The 15,818-nt window shown below is 44.1% G+C and carries 12 protein-coding genes and 1 pseudogene; 8 read left to right on the forward strand and 5 right to left on the reverse strand.

What is annotated here, in order from left to right:
- Positions 1–1,470, reverse strand: coding sequence for an OmpA family protein (locus IW644_RS04880; protein ID WP_269916651.1), 1,470 nt, complete (start codon positions 1,468–1,470; stop codon positions 1–3).
- A gap of 331 nt (positions 1,471–1,801) precedes the next feature.
- Here IW644_RS04880 and IW644_RS04885 point away from each other — a divergent pair, with 331 nt between their 5' ends.
- Together IW644_RS04885 and IW644_RS04890 are read left to right on the forward strand one after the other, a co-directional pair.
- Entirely contained in the window at positions 1,802–3,748 is a 1,947-nt protein-coding gene (locus tag IW644_RS04885; RefSeq protein WP_269916652.1) for a TonB-dependent receptor plug domain-containing protein, read from the forward strand.
- Between the two features lie 10 nt (positions 3,749–3,758).
- Complete coding sequence (locus IW644_RS04890) at positions 3,759–4,283, forward strand: DUF6314 family protein (RefSeq protein ID WP_269916653.1); 525 nt, start codon at positions 3,759–3,761, stop codon at positions 4,281–4,283.
- Positions 4,284–4,301: 18 nt separating this feature from the next.
- Here IW644_RS04890 and IW644_RS04895 read toward each other — a convergent pair whose 3' ends face one another.
- The 3 genes from IW644_RS04895 to IW644_RS04905 all read right to left on the reverse strand — a co-directional run bounded on the left by IW644_RS04895 (position 4,302) and on the right by IW644_RS04905 (position 6,595).
- On the reverse strand, positions 4,302–5,165 hold the full coding sequence (locus IW644_RS04895; protein WP_269916654.1) for a DMT family transporter: 864 nt from the start codon (positions 5,163–5,165) through the stop codon (positions 4,302–4,304).
- A 71-nt stretch (positions 5,166–5,236) separates the two neighbouring features.
- Entirely contained in the window at positions 5,237–6,106 is an 870-nt protein-coding gene (locus IW644_RS04900) for an MIP/aquaporin family protein (protein WP_269916655.1), read from the reverse strand.
- A 297-nt stretch (positions 6,107–6,403) separates the two neighbouring features.
- Positions 6,404–6,595, reverse strand: a complete 192-nt coding sequence (locus IW644_RS04905) for a hypothetical protein (RefSeq protein WP_269916656.1) — start codon at positions 6,593–6,595, stop codon at positions 6,404–6,406.
- A gap of 378 nt (positions 6,596–6,973) precedes the next feature.
- Here IW644_RS04905 and IW644_RS04910 point away from each other — a divergent pair, with 378 nt between their 5' ends.
- Both IW644_RS04910 and IW644_RS04915 read left to right on the forward strand, forming a co-directional pair.
- A complete protein-coding gene (locus IW644_RS04910; protein ID WP_269916657.1) occupies positions 6,974–8,974 on the forward strand; it encodes a peroxidase family protein in 2,001 nt (666 codons plus the stop codon).
- 187 nt (positions 8,975–9,161) lie between these two features.
- Positions 9,162–9,380, forward strand: a pseudogene (locus IW644_RS04915) (DUF2470 domain-containing protein); the annotation flags it as partial.
- A 161-nt stretch (positions 9,381–9,541) separates the two neighbouring features.
- Here the strand turns inward: IW644_RS04915 and IW644_RS04920 are convergent.
- Positions 9,542–10,411: a LysR family transcriptional regulator gene (locus IW644_RS04920; RefSeq protein ID WP_269916659.1), complete on the reverse strand. Its 870-nt coding sequence runs from the start codon at positions 10,409–10,411 to the stop codon at positions 9,542–9,544.
- A 108-nt stretch (positions 10,412–10,519) separates the two neighbouring features.
- On the opposite strand from IW644_RS04920, the gene IW644_RS04925 reads away from it, so the two are divergent.
- From IW644_RS04925 to IW644_RS04940, 4 genes are all read left to right on the forward strand, one after another.
- Positions 10,520–11,266: a hypothetical protein gene (locus IW644_RS04925; protein WP_269916660.1), complete on the forward strand. Its 747-nt coding sequence runs from the start codon at positions 10,520–10,522 to the stop codon at positions 11,264–11,266.
- Between the two features lie 101 nt (positions 11,267–11,367).
- Positions 11,368–11,817 carry a Dabb family protein gene (locus IW644_RS04930; protein WP_269916661.1) on the forward strand — a complete coding sequence of 150 codons (450 nt, stop codon included), beginning with the start codon at positions 11,368–11,370 and terminating at the stop codon, positions 11,815–11,817.
- A gap of 257 nt (positions 11,818–12,074) precedes the next feature.
- Positions 12,075–12,785, forward strand: a complete 711-nt coding sequence (locus tag IW644_RS04935) for a hypothetical protein (RefSeq protein ID WP_269916662.1) — start codon at positions 12,075–12,077, stop codon at positions 12,783–12,785.
- Between the two features lie 93 nt (positions 12,786–12,878).
- Positions 12,879–15,809, forward strand: coding sequence for a cadherin-like domain-containing protein (locus tag IW644_RS04940; protein ID WP_269916663.1), 2,931 nt, complete (start codon positions 12,879–12,881; stop codon positions 15,807–15,809).
- Positions 15,810–15,818: the final 9 nt, after the last annotated feature.

The raw sequence follows: 15,818 nt of genomic DNA on the forward strand, positions 1-15,818 counted from the left end.
TTATCCTTTGACAGCTTGTAATTTATAGGCTTTAGCCATGATTTCCCCACGGTCTTGGTATATAACCGCGCTTGCTTTTGCCACAGAAAGACCGTCGGTCGAAAACACTACATCAGAGCATTTTAACAACGAATTATCGTCTTTTGCGTACATGCGCAATAGTACGGCACCATCGCCTTTATAGGTCTCAACACTAACCGGATATTCGTAATCAGGTTTGACATTGCCGCCTTTATAGTCTTTAAAGAATCGGTATATCGGAGTAGAGGTAGGCTCGTATGTATCGGCTTTTATACCAACTTTACTGAGTACAACTGTCGTTGACCCAGCCTCACCAAACCATGAATTCTTGTATAGGTTGGGTATATGCTCACCTATTTCCGCATCTACAACGGGACGGCCTTTAAAATCACGTAATCGCGATTTAACTACTGGCGTTGTGTATGCGCAGCTTCCCATTATAGGAGCATCACTGTTAGCATTGGCTTTGGCAAAAAATCCCCAACCGTCATCTTGCTGCTGACCAAAAGCAGAGACGATGGCTTGCTGATCAAACGACTTTAAGGGTACGCCGTCTAACCCAAGAGTTTCATGGCGAAGAGCCGGTGATGCTTTAACTTCGACCTTTGGCTTCTTGCGAACTTTCTTTTCTGGCAGTGTATTTGTAACGTTCTCAATACGTTGTTTTTTGGCAATAGCAACTTCAACTACATTCTCAATAGGGGCTGTGTTTAACTGCTCAGCTTCATCTGGTAATTGTTGATGAATAACGTCGACTAATTCGAATCGCCGGTTTCTGGCGCGACCTTCACTTGTCGCATTTGAGGCTACTGGCTGAGATTCACCAACACCTTCATAATAAATGTTGCTTTCATTTAAGCCTGCCTCAGACAGTAAGGAAGCTATATAGGAAGCACGATTTTCTGATAGTTTTTGGTTAAAGGCAGAGGAACCGGAACTATCAGTATGCCCAACAACGTAGACTTTAGAGCCTTCGCCTAATCCTTCAACATACTTCTTTAAGAAAGCTTTAAGGTTCTTTAGCTTCTCTGGGTCAGTGATGCGGAATTGAGAACTTTCAAATAACGGTTTATCGCTATTGAGGGAGACTTGTGCGGCAATCACATCTTCTTCTGCATCCTGTGAGAAGGTTGTGCCTTTTTTCTTATCGAGAGCAATACGCTCGAATTCAGGTTCAAAACCATTGGCCTTAGCTGCTTGTTTTAGCTGTTGCTCTCGATAGTCTAGATAGTTGCCTATCGCACAGCCTGCGATACCGCCGATTACCGTACCGGCTAACGCTTTTCTAGGGTCACCTGTTGCTATAAGAGTACCAACACCGCCAATGGCAGCGCCTCCAATACAACCTAAAGCAGTTTTAGACATGTCACCAATAGTGGCGCAACTTGTCATGAAAAATGGTGCGGTGAGCGCGAGCACTACCGATTTATTAAGGTGAGTTCTCTTCATATTATTCCCTTCTAAAATTCACTAACCTGTATCATTTATAGTTTTTTGACGGCGCAAGTAGTGAATGAATGCTTCGTTACACCGTCCTTGATTCCTTTGCTAGTAGCAAATAACGCCATGCATTCAATAACAAGTGTACATAGAAAATAATAATTGGGAAATCATAAGTTAAAGTGAATTAAAGGTAGGAATATCAGCGCGCAGCTCAATTGTAAAATTTCCTAGTAAGCTTCAGGCTTGACTATTCCAATTAAACACATCGCGTATTAATGCAATTTACTATTTTTAATATACAATCGCGCTCGTTAACTTCAAATTCTTAGCGGTACTCATGTATATAACTTATCGAAACACTGTCCCTCTCGTTTTTACAGCACTTACTTTTAACCCTGTTTTCGCTGAAGCAAAGTCTGAAAACTCTACTGTTGAAAGTGGTCTGGAGAAGGCTCTGCTAGACGTTAGCCAAAGTGAGCAAACGTCTAAAACGACGAGCGATATACTTAAGCTAGAAAAAATTACGATTGAAGGGGCGGCGACGGCGAATGACAAGCCGGTAGGCACGTTTAATTCACCTATTTCAAATTTAGAGTACGACCCCCGTGTCGATTTGCAATCAAGGAACATGGCAGAAGCGCAGGCCGACGTCACAATACGCGGCGGTATATTCGAAAACACGGGTTTTCGCATAGGAAGCGCAACGCTTATTGACCCGCAAACGGGGCACTATTTCGCTGAAATTCCCATTGCGCCAGAAATGCTGACGAAGCCGAGTATTTTCACGGGCGTCGATAACGCGCTTTACGGCGTAAATAGCTCTGTAGGTACGGTGTCTTACGGCTGGCGCTCCATTCAAACAGCAGGCAGTGTGTCAGTGGGAGTAGGTAATAACAACTTCAATTTGCAGCGTGTACACGGTGCAGTAAAGCACGCATTTGATGATTTACCCGGTTGGTCTGTTGGGGTTGAAGGGGAGTATTCTCGCTCTGAAAGTGATGGGACTATTGCCAATGGCGATCATGATTTCGAACGTGCGTCAGGGCGTATTCAGCTAACAAGTGACGATTCACAAACTGATTTGTTTTATGGCTTCCAGCAAAAGTTCTTTGGCTGGCCTAACTTGTATACACCTTTCAACGTAAACGAAACGGAAGATATTCAAACTCGTTTGGTCATGCTAAATCATAAACAGCGCTACGGCGAAAAGGGTATGGTAAATACCTTTGAGGTTTCAGCTTACTACAGAGAAAATGACGACCATTACGTATTCTCACGTGAAAACCCTGAAGCGTTTCAGGCGTTTCACGAAACCCAAGTGGAATCATTGGCGATTTCTGGCACCCATAACGTATCGCAAGAATTCGGTATTAACTACGCCGCACAGTTTACCGCAGACGAGATCACATCAACCACGTTAGAGAACAGTTTCACCTCTCGCGACTACTATAAAATAAGCGTAGTGCCCGAGTACCGAGCGCAGTTGAACAGCAATGAATCGCTTACCGTTCGTTTAGGTGGGGCGTTTGACGATACGAATCGCGACGACGACCGACTGTCTTTTGTGGGCGATATTAGCTGGCTTGCCCAAACGGGCAACAATGCCTCGCGTACCCTCTACCTTTCGTATGCAGAAGCGACCCAGGTGGCTGGCTACACTGCTGTAGGCGGCAGCACCTCGAGCGGTCTATTTAGAAGTAACAACCAGTTACAGCGAGAAGTCAGCAAAAACCTAGAGTTTGGGGCGTCATTTGATGAATCCTCTTTCAAAGTTGATACCGCCTTGTTCTATCGCTGGGATAATGAACTGACAGACTGGACCTATAGCTTCGACTCTACCTCGGCGCGCAGTGCAAACCCGGTTGATATTGAAACCTTAGGTGTTGAGGTGATTGCCATTAAACGCTTTGAGAGCGCAGATGTGGTGGCCAGCTACACCTATTTAGATAAGTCTGAAGACTATCGAATTGATGAGGTAGACGCGAGCTTTTACGCGCTTAACTATCCGCCGCATCGCGCAACCCTTGGTTTGGTGTGGTTTGCAACCGATACGGTTGAAGTGCGCATTGACAACGAGTGGCGGAAACAAGAAACCAATGCGCTTAGAAACGGCGATGACTCTGCGTTTTTCTCACATGTCACTTTCACATATTCACCTGCTCAGATTGAAGGGCTAAACCTAGTATTAGCCGTAGATAACTTGTGGGATGAGCGCTTTGAAGAAATCCCAGGAACGCCGGGTCGCGGCGACCAATATTCTGCTACTGTTACCTATTTTTGGTAAGGACGGCGCAATGACAGTTAATTCTCCTCATACCTTGGACGATTTTGCTGGACGATGGACGCTAACACGCAAAATCATCCAGCGAAATGGCGATGTATTTACCTTTTCTGGCGAGGCTGAATTTAGCTGGCTGGAAGGTAAAAGCTACGTAGGTGAAAGCTATGTAGATAACGGTCACATAGGCAAAGACGACATAGGCGAAAAACACAAAGACAACGTCGGCGCAGATAAGGAAAACGAAACCTTAACCTATAATGAAAAAGGTGAGGTAACGGCGCCTAATGGCAGTGTTATGCCAGCAGAGCGTAGGTATATTTGGCAGCAACCTCAAACCGGTTTGTTTGAAGTGTTGTTCGACGATGAACGTTATTTTCATACATTTAGTGCGAGCAACCCTAACGCTGAACATTTGTGCGGCGATGACAACTATGTAGTGTGCTATGACTTCTCTGCCTGGCCAGTGTGGCGCTCAACATGGCAAGTCAAAGGCCCACGCAAAGACTACACTATGGTAAGTGAGTATAGCCCTGCGTAGAGTCGGCTTTGTTTAGGCTTAGAGCTGCTTTTGTTTTTTGGTGTATTGATGAGACATCCAAAGCGCAACAGCAATGATGGCACCGCCAAAAAACAGACGAGAAAAATCTGTGTCTTTTTGCCAAAGCACCAAATTAACTACCAGTCCTGCCGGAATCAGCGCGTTATTCATTATGGCTAACGTACCACCAGAGACTTTTAGCGCGCCTAGATTCCAAAAGTAATACCCAAGCCCTGAAGCCACAATACCCAACCACAGTAGCACTCCCCATTGCTCGGTATTTTGCGGTAGTTGGCTTGTGTTGCCGAATAGGAAAAATGCGGGCAAGGCTACAACTAACGCGCCTAAATAAAACCACGCGAAAACGTTGTGATAGGAAATTTGGCCTTCAAAAGTAGAGGTGAGTTTTTTATAACCCACCTGTCCTAGTGCAAAGGAAAGGTTAGCACCTTGAACAATGGCAAAACCAAACCAGTAGTTATCAGTCACGCCATCAAAGCGAATTATGGCTGCCCCTGCGGTGGCAATAAGTGCGCACAATAAATAAAACGGGGTAAACCGCTTAAACAGGGCGTCGTTCAAAATGGCGACATAAAGCGGCGTAAAAATGGTGAAAAGTAGTACCTCAGGTACGGTTAAATACAAAAACGCGTGGTAAAAGAAGATGTACATCAACCCCAGCTGCACCGCACCTAAACTCGCCAGGACTGCCTTTTGTTTAGGGTTTAATAACGCAGGCTTAAGAAAGGGGAGGAAAACCAGTGTGGCGAGCACAATGCGTGTCAAAACAGCAAAATAACTGTCTACTGAGCCTGCTAAAAACTCGCCTATGAGCGAAAAGGAAAATGCCCACAGGACAGTAACTGCTATTAAATAAAACACACGCTATGCTTCTTTGTAAGTTCAACCGCGGCGTAAAATAGGCTATCGCCGCTCGTATATCAATAGTTAGCTTACCCTCTATCAAAACTCGCTTCAGAAGTTTGTGTAACAGCGGAAGTTTCGCAATCGTTTGGAATAGTGCAGGCGCGACTTTCTGGCGAAAGGGAATGACCTATCAATACAGGGTACAGCCAAGCGCCAAAGCATGCTCCACATATAGGCGCTACAATAGGCACAATAAAGTAGGGGATGTCTTTCGCCCCATCAAGCGCATACTCCCATCCTGCTATATAGGAAAATAGCTTTGGACCAAAATCGCGAGCAGGGTTCATGGCAAAACCGGTCAATGGTCCTAAAGAGGAACCAATGACAGCGATGACGATACCAATAAGTAGCGGATTCATGGCTCCACGAGATGCGCCGTTATTTTCATCGCCCAGTGCCAGGATTGCGAACATCAACACTGCAGTGATAACGAACTCAACGCCAAAGGCCCCCCAGAATGAAAGGGCTTCGTGAGGGAAAGTAGAGAAAATGCTGGCTGTTGCTAGAGCCTCTTCACTATGGCGTGAAAGGTTGTGAGCCAGTTCATAGTCTATAAAGAGTTGATGATACAACCCGTAGACGAGAGCGGCAGCGGCAAATGCTCCCAGAAACTGAGAAAGAATGAAAGGGGCTACTTTGTGCTTTTCAAAACCATGAAAAAGCGCAAGCGCAACGGTTACCGCAGGATTGATATGTGCACCCGAAACCCCAGCGGTACAATAAATGGCAACAGCTACGCCAAACCCCCAGACAATACTTATTTCCCATTGACCGAACGAAGCACCGGTTAATACCAATGCTGCAACTGCACCAACACCAAAGAAAATCAGAATTGCAGTGCCTATGAATTCAGCAATACACTGGCGGAAAAGCGTTGGTTCCTTGAGAGGTAACATAATTCATCCTTTAAATCTTTAACCAGTACAACACGTTGTGCAGAAAAAGAAACGACAGAGTTATGTTAGGGAAAATGAAGGCAGAAACCGTTTTGTTTTGCGCAATATTGTATTAACTGTTCATCTAACTAACAGGCCGTTTAGTTCTTATTCTGACGCAGCTTCCCATGTACATTTAATTGGGACGCATCATAAAACGAACATAAACGAACTACAAATGAGCAAAAACGAATATTCATCGTTCTTGGTTTCCTGTAGCGCTCTTACTTGAAGGCAGTGAACACTGTAAAGCTTAGTCTAGTGAAATACAGAAAGCTCTATACTGTTGCTATTAGTTTTGGTGTCGTTATCAGCTTTCAACTCTCCAGCTTCCTCAACCAGTGCCGTCATGGCGTCAATAATATCGAGAAAGCTTGATAACTGCTCTGGCGTTAGGCCATTAGATAAGTTTTCTATTTTATTAATAAGCTGTTTAGTTGGTAGGCGCATAGTGTCAAAATCTCGTTGTTTTATAGCGTGAAAAACCTAATTTCAAAACATAAAGTCATGTTTCTTTGTAAGGCCTTCAAAAAACTTGCCAACATTTTTCTGACGATTCTAGCCGATTGATTCTCGAAACCTCTTGTTTATCAGTTTTTTTAGATTTTTTCATATTTGTTTAATCTCTTTTTGCGTTCGCTGCCATCTAATAAAACCGATAATAACGCTTGCTTTTACTGGTCGAAACAATGAGTAGTTTCTCCAAGTGCTGTGGTACTAGCACTGCTGTAGCGAGGCATTACGGGCAGCGAGTACGAGTTTTTACAAGTATTAATTCGTGCTCGCCAATTTAGTTACTTCATGTAGAAGTAAAAGAAGGCGTTGAATATGAAAAAAGTAAGAATGTCACTGACAGCAGTTGTCATTGCCATCAGTGCCTGTAGTTCTGATGAAAACAATGTTAATACACCCCCTGTAGTAGAAGCAGGGGAAAGGCAAATATTAGATGAAAGGTCTATGGTAGTGCTGCAAGGTAATGCTAGCGATACGCAAGGTAGCGTTAGCGTTCAATGGGAGCAAATCTCGGGAGAGGCGGTTGATATCGAAGACGCAAACACCTTAACGGCGAGCTTTCGTGCTCCATCTACTTCAGATGATGAGACCCTAGTATTTCGTCTTACCGCGACAGATGGCGAAGGAGTTACGGCTTCTGATGATGTAACCGTAGTGGTTAACGACCGAAGAGCATCGTCTCAGGGGATAAACGAAGATGCTAACGAGCGCAGAGAGCGGGTTAATAACAATAGGGATGACGACAACGACTTTGTTGATAACAGAGAAGTGAGAACCATAGATGGCTCTTTAAACAATAATGCAAATCCACTTTGGGGCGCAGCGTTTACCCAATTAAAACGTTGGGGTGAGCCAGACTATGAAGATGGCGTTTCTACTATGTCGGGAGAAAATAGACCTAGTGCTCGCTTAATTTCCAACAATATTCATCATCAGGAAACTGGCGAAGTTGTTCCCAACAATTTCGGTACGTCTGATTTTGTTTGGCAGTGGGGGCAGTTCATCGATCACGACTTCGGGTTAACTGATGGTCTTGAGGAAGTAGCAGATATCTCGGTTCCTATCGGAGACCCTTTTTTTGACCCGCAAAGTACCGGTTCCGCTACTATTTTGTTCTCAAGAGCTATTTTCGACCATGATACGGGCACGTCTACTCGAAACCCGAGAGAGCAAGAAAATGAGCTTTCCGCGTGGATCGATGGAAGCATGGTCTATGGCTCTGACGAAGAACGTGCGTCGGCGATAAGGGTGGGGGAAGATAGCCCTTACCTAGCGACAAGTGAAGGTAACTTATTGCCTTTCAATACCAGCGGTCAAACCAACGGTAACGCGTTTGGTGTGGAAGACAGCGAGCTATTTTTAGGTGGCGAAGTGCGCGCCAACGAGCAGGTTGGGCTTACCGTAATGCACACTTTGTGGGTAAGAGAACACAATCGACTTGCAGCTATATTGGAAGAGCAGTTGTCAGGAGCATCTGGTGAAGAGATCTTTCAAGCCGCTCGCCGTTTGGTTATCGCTGAAATTCAGGCTATCACTTACAATGAATACCTGCCCGCGCTTATTGGCGATAACGCGCTGTCTCGCTATCAAGGTTATGACAACACGGTAGACCCTGGGCTTTATAATGCGTTCTCTGTTGCAGCATTTCGTCACGGTCATTCAATGATAAACGACCAAATATTACGGCTCGATGCACAGGGAAATACGATTGACGAAGGTAATCTGTCAGTCCGTGAAGTGTTCTTTACTGCGCCTAGTATTCTTACCAATGAGCAAAGCATTGAGCCTATTTTAAGGGGCCTTGCAAGTCAGTTGCACCAAGCCATCGACGTGAAAATCACTAGTGAACTGCGTAACTTTTTATTTGGTTCACCCGGTCAAGGAGGCTTAGATTTGGTCGCGCTGAACATTCAACGGGGACGAGATCACGGTGTGCCTTCTTACAACGATATGCGGGAGCAGTTCGGTCTAGAGCGTAGGCAGTCATTTAGTGAAGTAACCTCTAATACTGAGTTACAACTTGCGCTTGAGGCGACCTACGACAGCGTTGACGATATTGACCTGTTTACTGGCGGTCTTGCAGAGGACCCAGTAGCGGAAGAAGGCTCCCAGTTAGGACCTTTGTTTCGCGCAATGGTCACGGAGCAATTTGAAGCCCTTCGAGATGGTGACAGGTTCTGGTACCAAAATTATCTAACAGATGAAGAGTTAGACATGATTGAGGGGGTGACGCTAGCCGATGTTATTCGTAACAACACAGGCATTGGAAATGAAAAACCAGACAATGTGTTTTACGTAAGTGACTCGACTAACTAGCTACAATTTCGATACCGCTATATGATTTGTGTAGCGGTATTTTCACTACCTATTTATCTTTTAGAATGGGGTTAGCATTTCTTAAAATAAGAAGTGGTGACTTTTCTTTCAGTTCAGCTTTTTGTTTTTCTTCTGTTCACTTCCGCATGTTTTCTATTCCATCCCTATGAATTAAGATCAGCAAGACGCGATGCAGCTTATCTTGCAGCACAAAGTAGGTGTTAACATTGAAGCGCCGATAATGCACAGCGTATTTCCAGAAGGCATGCATTGCGGTACAGAAAAGCAAACTTGGTTTATCCCTTTTGAGGTGCTATGCGTGTCTTCAACAGACGTACGAAAAGCGTTAGTGAAACTGACCAATGACGCACGGCATGCGCTTAATGTTCCCAAAGCGGTGTCGTAGCCTTTTCACTGCATAATGCGACATCCATACGGGGCTGCTTATAAAGTGGGGGGCTCTTGTAAAAAAGGTATAGGGTTGCAGCTGTCAACATGGTCCGTTTGTTATAGATAAAGCGTTGTTCTGCAGTAGTGAGCCAGCTAAGAGGTTCACTGTGTATAAACTTACGCCTCTCCTTCAACTATCGTTTTTTTAGCCATCAAAGCATCGGTTAAAAACTGCATTAGCAATTTTACTTTAGGCTGTTCATACAAATCAGGGTGGGTGAGAAGCCAAATATCGTATTTCAAAACGGGCGCGCTGCCCGGTAATCGTACTAGGTCCGGGTGTGGGTCTCCCATGAAACATGCAGCTCTTCCCATACCCACGCCGTTTAATATAGCGTGATATCGAGAGATGATGTCATCTATTGCTATTCCAATTGGTACCTCTGGGTAAGGCGATTGTGCTAGCCATTGGGGCCAAACTTCATTCTCTAACGGCGCAATCCATCGCCAGTCTTTACGGGGCGTATTTTCACAGTAATCTTTGTGTGCATAAAAGCACAAGCCTAGCTTGTAAAGTCGCCTTCCAATTAAATGTTCAGGTAATTTAGGTGCTCCCCGAATTACGACATCCGCTTCACCTTTTTCTAAATCGGCGAACGTTGTTGAGCTTTTCACTTTTAATTGGATAGACGGATAAAGTCGAGCGAACTCACCGAGTTCTTTGGCCAATAAAAACTGCGACATGGGCTCGCCCAGTGAGAGCGTTATTGGGCCTGCGAGTTTTTCATTGCTTGCGCAGTAAAGCCGTTCTGACTCGCGAACAACATTTTCAACCTGCATTGCGGTGGCGACAAGCTGCTCGCCAAAAGGGGTAGCGCGGTACCCGCCTGGAATACGCTCGAAAATACTGGCGCTATATTGTTTTTCCAATAATGCCAAGCGTCTTGCCACCGTGGTATGAGTGGTTCCCAAAGCTACAGCGGCCGCTCTTAAGGTTGTCGACCTGTGAAGGGCGAGAATTAATGCGTAATCGTTCCAATCTTTCATGGAACAATAATGCACCATTGTGAATAAAAAACAAACCGTGTTTTGGGGTGCTTCAGTTGCTAATGTATTTGCATAACCACAAAGTTAACTATCACAGAGAGAGTTTAAATGTCACTTAATTCGATGAAATTCATGGCTTTAAATTTTGGGTTGTTGAGTGTTTTGTTTGCATCACCCGTAATAGCTAATGAGAAAGAGAAAATGCTGCCGGTGCATTTTTATCCAGGTGCGGTGATGCAGCTTATCGCACCTGTGACTGAAGCGGAAAAACGGCCGCTGCGTGATAAGTATTTTGAATTAGGAGCATCAACAGCACGGGAATATGGATATACCCAAAATGGGGTGCTTGTCGTTGAAAAAACGCTAATAGGAACGTTTAGTCCTAATGTATTTGTGGTAAGTCAGTGGTCTTCACTTAACGCGCAAAAATCATTTCAATCGCTACCACTTTTTAGCGAAATAAAGGCGTTAAGAAGAGAGGCATGGGAAGCATTAAGGCTTTATGACTATGAGGTAACTAAGCCTACCACGCTGACATTTTCGACAGACAAGATATATTCAGTTTCATTGGCCTGGGTGAACCCAAAAGCACCTAACAACTATTATGATTTTATCGACAGTTTTGCGAAAAAAGCGCAAGCGTTGGGCGGTAAAGTGATATCCATAACTCAGGATATATCACTAAGTGATCATAACCCCTATGCTGTAGCGCCACAGCAGATTGTGATTCTAGAGTGGAATAGCGCGAATGATATTGAGGCGGTTCTTGCTTCATCAGAATATGCAGCGCAGCTCGAAAAGCTTAAAAATGGCACAGTAAATTTTGAACTGCATGCGGTGCGCCCACGGGTGTAGTAGTCTGCGTAACGCGGTAGCCCGAAATAGTTGCTTCGTTTTCATCATAGTGCAATGGTAGGTAGACCTTCGATAAAGCGCATAACCATGGAGCATCAAAGATGACAGATATAAAACGTAGACAGTTTGTAACGAGTGCTGGCGCACTGGCTTCTTTTGCTGTATTACCTGCTAGTGCCAGCTCTTCAAGTTCTTTACCTTCAGCCTCTGCTAAGCCTTCGAGCATGAAAAATAGTATGCTTCCCCCCATACTTCATATGGTTTATTTTTGGCTTAATAATCCGGGCTCTAATGAAGATAGAGCTAAATTGATAGCTGGCTTAGAGTCCTTAAAAGCTATACCGCAAATTCATTCCCTTCATATTGGTGTACCCGCCAATACTTTAAAGCGCGATGTTATCGATAATTCCTTTGATGTTTCTGAGCTCATGTTTTTTGAAAGTATCGAGGCGCAAAATGAATACCAATCTCATCCAATTCATAAAGAGTTTGTTGAGCAGTGTTCGGGCTTATGGCGCAAGGTCATAGTGCGAGATTCTGTTTCGGTGTAGGGCTTATTGATTGCTTCTTTTTGTCAATAAAAGTTAGGTTTTGTATTTTGTTGTCGATACCAAGGTGCTAAGTAAGATTATGTATTGAAGTGCCAATGATTGTTTTAAGAGTAACTTCCGAAATACATTTTTGAGGCTAGTTCTATCTTTTTGATACCTATAAACAGTGGCTGGAAAAATAGAAGCTGCGTAATGTAAAGTTTCATCATTAAGCATTGAATTTCGCTATACTCCCGTTTTTTTCCAAGGCACCTTTTATGTTTTTAACTCGTTTTCTAAAGCTATTTGTACTTGTTGCTGTTGGTCTTTTTTCTTATGAAGCTGCCGCAGGTGTATCTATTGAAAATCGAGAGCTTGTGTATGAAGGGCCCATTTCCGCAAAAAACAATGAGCGTGCAATTACGCTTTATGAAGCAGCGGAAGATAACCCATCGACCCTAGTGATTACTAGTGGGGGCGGCAATGTGGATTTAGGAATGGACTTAGGCGAGTTTATCCTGGAGCATGATTTAGATGTCAAAGTGAACACATTTTGCTTTTCCTCATGCGCAAACTACGTATTCACTGCGGGCAAAAACAAATGGCTAGGTGAGAATGCAATATTGGGCTGGCACGGAGATGCGGCTTCTGCGTATTGGCGGGATAGCGATATTGACGCAATGGTAAGTCATTTAGAAGGTGAAGAGAAAAGCAAAAAATGGCAAGAACTTCGACAACACTATGATGACATCACACGAAAATCTGTTGTCCGCGAAAAGCAATTCTTTAAGCGTATTTCAACCGACCATGCGTTGCTCACAATTGGTTTATCGAAAGATCTAGTCAAAGCAGCGGTTAAACAAAAGGCAAGAGGGTGGACGGTTACTCCCGCACTGTTAGAAAAAATGGGGGTTAGTAATATCAAGTTTATATCATCTCCTTGGCAGCCTAAGAACAATCCTCGTTTCCCACTTTTGATTCTCCAATAAAGAATGTAAAGATTTGAACTTGTTTCAAATGAGAATTGATATCATTCGTATTATTTATTAGTATGCGCTTCCTTTTTGTTGGAGTTGGCATACATGGCACTTAAGTTCGTTCAAAACAAAGAAAATAAAATAAGAATAAGTGGAAAACTGGCGTGTTTAGCTACGTCCGTTTTAGCGTTGTCTGCATGCGGTGGCGGAAGTGGCGGTAATAGCGCACCTAGCTTAAGCCAAGCTAGTCTATCCATAACTACCCTTGAAGATAATGCTGTAACAGGAACTGTGGTGGCGTCCGACTCAGACGGTGACACACTAGGCTATTCGGTTGGGGCAAGCCCGACTAATGGAAGTTTGACGGTAAACCAGGATGGAAGCTTTGTTTATACGCCGAGTGCCGACTTCTTTGGTGAAGATACAGCAAGTATTACAGTATCTGACAGTATCGAAGCAGTAACTGCAACACTTACTTTTAGCGTTTCCAATGTAAACGATTTACCTGTTATTCAAACCTCATCACTTGTTGTTGGTAGCAATGGTGAAACAACGGGCGTTATTGATGCCACAGACGTTGATGGCGATGCATTAACGTTTACTGTTCATACCCAGCCTGAACAAGGTCTGGTGGAAATTGATAGCGACACTGGGGCGTTTACTTTCGTCGCGAATGAACTTGCTACGGTTGACGATAGCTTTATAGTGAGTGTGTTTGATGGCATTGGTGAGCCAGTATTAGGCACTATCGATTTAGGCGCCTCTTATGTGAGTAATGAAGACAAACTGACTTACTATTACGCTTCCTCTCACTCACACATTGCCAACGCCGAAAGTTTGGTTGAAAGCGATAGCGCTGACGATGAAGTTGTTATTACCGACGCAGAAGTAGCAGAAGATTCTTATATCAATATTGCCGTTGGTTATGCACTCGCTGGCTTCGCAGACTTAAGTTTGCAAACCATCAACGAAAAAATTATCACCCGCCCAGGTAAAGCAGAAGCGTTTCGCTTAAGTGCAAACGAATTAGAAAGAATCGGTGAAAGCGATACTGCAAAAACTTTCAGAACCGAAGCCGTAGTTCAGCAAAATGCGTATGTTGCTGAGCTTGGTCTAGACAATCTAAGCTCAAGCGACGCTAACTTTTATAGAGAGCTTGTAGAAGACTATATAGCGGCGAATGATTTTGACTCTGCAAAGGTTGTGCTAAACATAACCCAGGCCTACGCCGATGAATTGTCAGATTTGACGCAAGAGCGTACCACCGCACACGGCAGGTTTGGAGTTCTAGCAACCGACTTGTTGGCAAGTCGCATTGAAGCCTATGCTGAAGAACAGTCTGACATAAACTACGAATCAGTTATTACCGCAATAGATTATGCTACGCATATTGCAGAGACCACAAGTTTTAATGAAGTAGGTGGAAACAACTACTTTACCAATCGAACCTACCTTCTAGTCGAGGCAACGCGTTTTGCCTACGCAGCTAGCTTGATTGGTGATGATAATCAGCAAATAGCACTTACTGACAAGGCAAAAACCTTATTAGCACAAGCCATATCCATGTATGTTACCGCTGATTACGACGATGATTACCGCGTTAACGTGGCCGATTATGCAGAAGAAACCTTGCGTCGTTACCCAACCGGCCTTAGCTTCCTCGCTGGTCCTTTTGCAGCACTGTATCCAGACTATATTGCGGCAAACTCTACCGAGACTACTATCGGCAATTTACCGTTAATGTTAGTTGAAGAGGAAGAAGGATCTACAGACCCTGACACTAAAAGAGCCTATCGCGATCACTATGCTTACAGCATTGTAACTAGTGCATTTAACGGCGAAGATATTGCCCCACTTATTGATGCACTTACTTACACCTTTACTGAAACCTACAGTGATACCGAATACGTGGTTGAAGCGTTAGTAGAGCAGGACGATGTTGGTTTTCTAGATAAGCGTGCAGCATGGTTTTTACACTATGCAGGTCTAAATGCCGAAGCTCAACAAGTTACCACAGCGGCTATCAACGTGCTATCTACACAAGCCTATTTTGACGATGTTGGTTTTAACGTAGACAAGCTAGTAGAAAACTACGGCTGTAGCCGATTCGTAGAGCTTTTTACAGAGTTTGGTGGTGATAGTGAGACAACAGACTCCCTTTACGGCACGTGTTTGAACATTGTGGATACGTATTTTGGTGAAGACAGTCAAGCCTCTGAATCGCAAAAAATGAACGCCTATATCAATGCTGCGTTAATTTATCGTACCTTGGGTGACGATGAAGGTATGCAAAGCGCTATGAATACCGCACAAGAGAATGTAGCGGCCCTAGCCGAAGGTGGCGAAGATATTGATAGTTTATTCGAATACCGAATATATATTGCCAATACTTTCGCGTCGGTAGGCGAGCTTGAAACCGCTGCTTCTCTATTTTCTACTGTCGCAAACCAAGCGCTAGATGCTGTAGCCAGCGCTGCCACAATTGAAGACAAAGTCGATGCGGTAGACGATATTCTTGGTGAACTTGAAGCGGTGTTCGAACCAGATGACAGCAACGCCTTTTTAAACATCGACCACCTACTACTTGCCACTAAAAAACATGCTGGAACAAATGAAGAATACGCACAGGCTATAGGTAGTATAAAAGCCACGAGCACTTCCTTACTAGAAAGTTTGCTGGCAACAACATCTGAGTTCGCAGACAGTGAAAACGTCGATTTTTACGAGTCATTCATTGAGCAATTTGCATGGTTAGGCAATTACGAAAATGCCCAGTCGCTGGCGCTTAACGAGATTTACACCACCGCAGATAGCGAAGCCTTATTTGCTGTTATAGCTGAAACAATGGCGACGCAAGATGACTTCCCGGCATCGACAATAGCCAATGTAGATACTGACTACGACGGTCTTCCTAACTTCTTCTTATTAAATGCAAGTGATGACGCTATCTCGCAGTCTGGACTTAGTACGGACAATGACGCTGATAACGATAGCATTGAAGATCCCAACGATCTTAACCCTTTAGATCAAGATTAAGCATAAGGT

Source organism: Alteromonas sp. PRIM-21, assembly GCF_027563165.1.
In the GTDB taxonomy this organism is placed as follows: Bacteria; Pseudomonadota; Gammaproteobacteria; order Enterobacterales; family Alteromonadaceae; genus Alteromonas; species Alteromonas macleodii_A.

Coding starts and splice junctions, on each gene's coding strand:
- IW644_RS04880 (WP_269916651.1), bottom strand. CDS start 1,470: ATGAAGAGAACTCACCTTAATAAATCGGTAGTGCTCGCGCTCACCGCA.
- IW644_RS04885 (WP_269916652.1), top strand. CDS start 1,802: ATGTATATAACTTATCGAAACACTGTCCCTCTCGTTTTTACAGCACTT.
- IW644_RS04890 (WP_269916653.1), top strand. CDS start 3,759: ATGACAGTTAATTCTCCTCATACCTTGGACGATTTTGCTGGACGATGG.
- IW644_RS04900 (WP_269916655.1), bottom strand. CDS start 6,106: ATGTTACCTCTCAAGGAACCAACGCTTTTCCGCCAGTGTATTGCTGAA.
- IW644_RS04905 (WP_269916656.1), bottom strand. CDS start 6,595: ATGCGCCTACCAACTAAACAGCTTATTAATAAAATAGAAAACTTATCT.
- IW644_RS04910 (WP_269916657.1), top strand. CDS start 6,974: ATGAAAAAAGTAAGAATGTCACTGACAGCAGTTGTCATTGCCATCAGT.
- IW644_RS04920 (WP_269916659.1), bottom strand. CDS start 10,411: ATGAAAGATTGGAACGATTACGCATTAATTCTCGCCCTTCACAGGTCG.
- IW644_RS04925 (WP_269916660.1), top strand. CDS start 10,520: ATGTCACTTAATTCGATGAAATTCATGGCTTTAAATTTTGGGTTGTTG.
- IW644_RS04930 (WP_269916661.1), top strand. CDS start 11,368: ATGACAGATATAAAACGTAGACAGTTTGTAACGAGTGCTGGCGCACTG.
- IW644_RS04935 (WP_269916662.1), top strand. CDS start 12,075: ATGTTTTTAACTCGTTTTCTAAAGCTATTTGTACTTGTTGCTGTTGGT.
- IW644_RS04940 (WP_269916663.1), top strand. CDS start 12,879: ATGGCACTTAAGTTCGTTCAAAACAAAGAAAATAAAATAAGAATAAGT.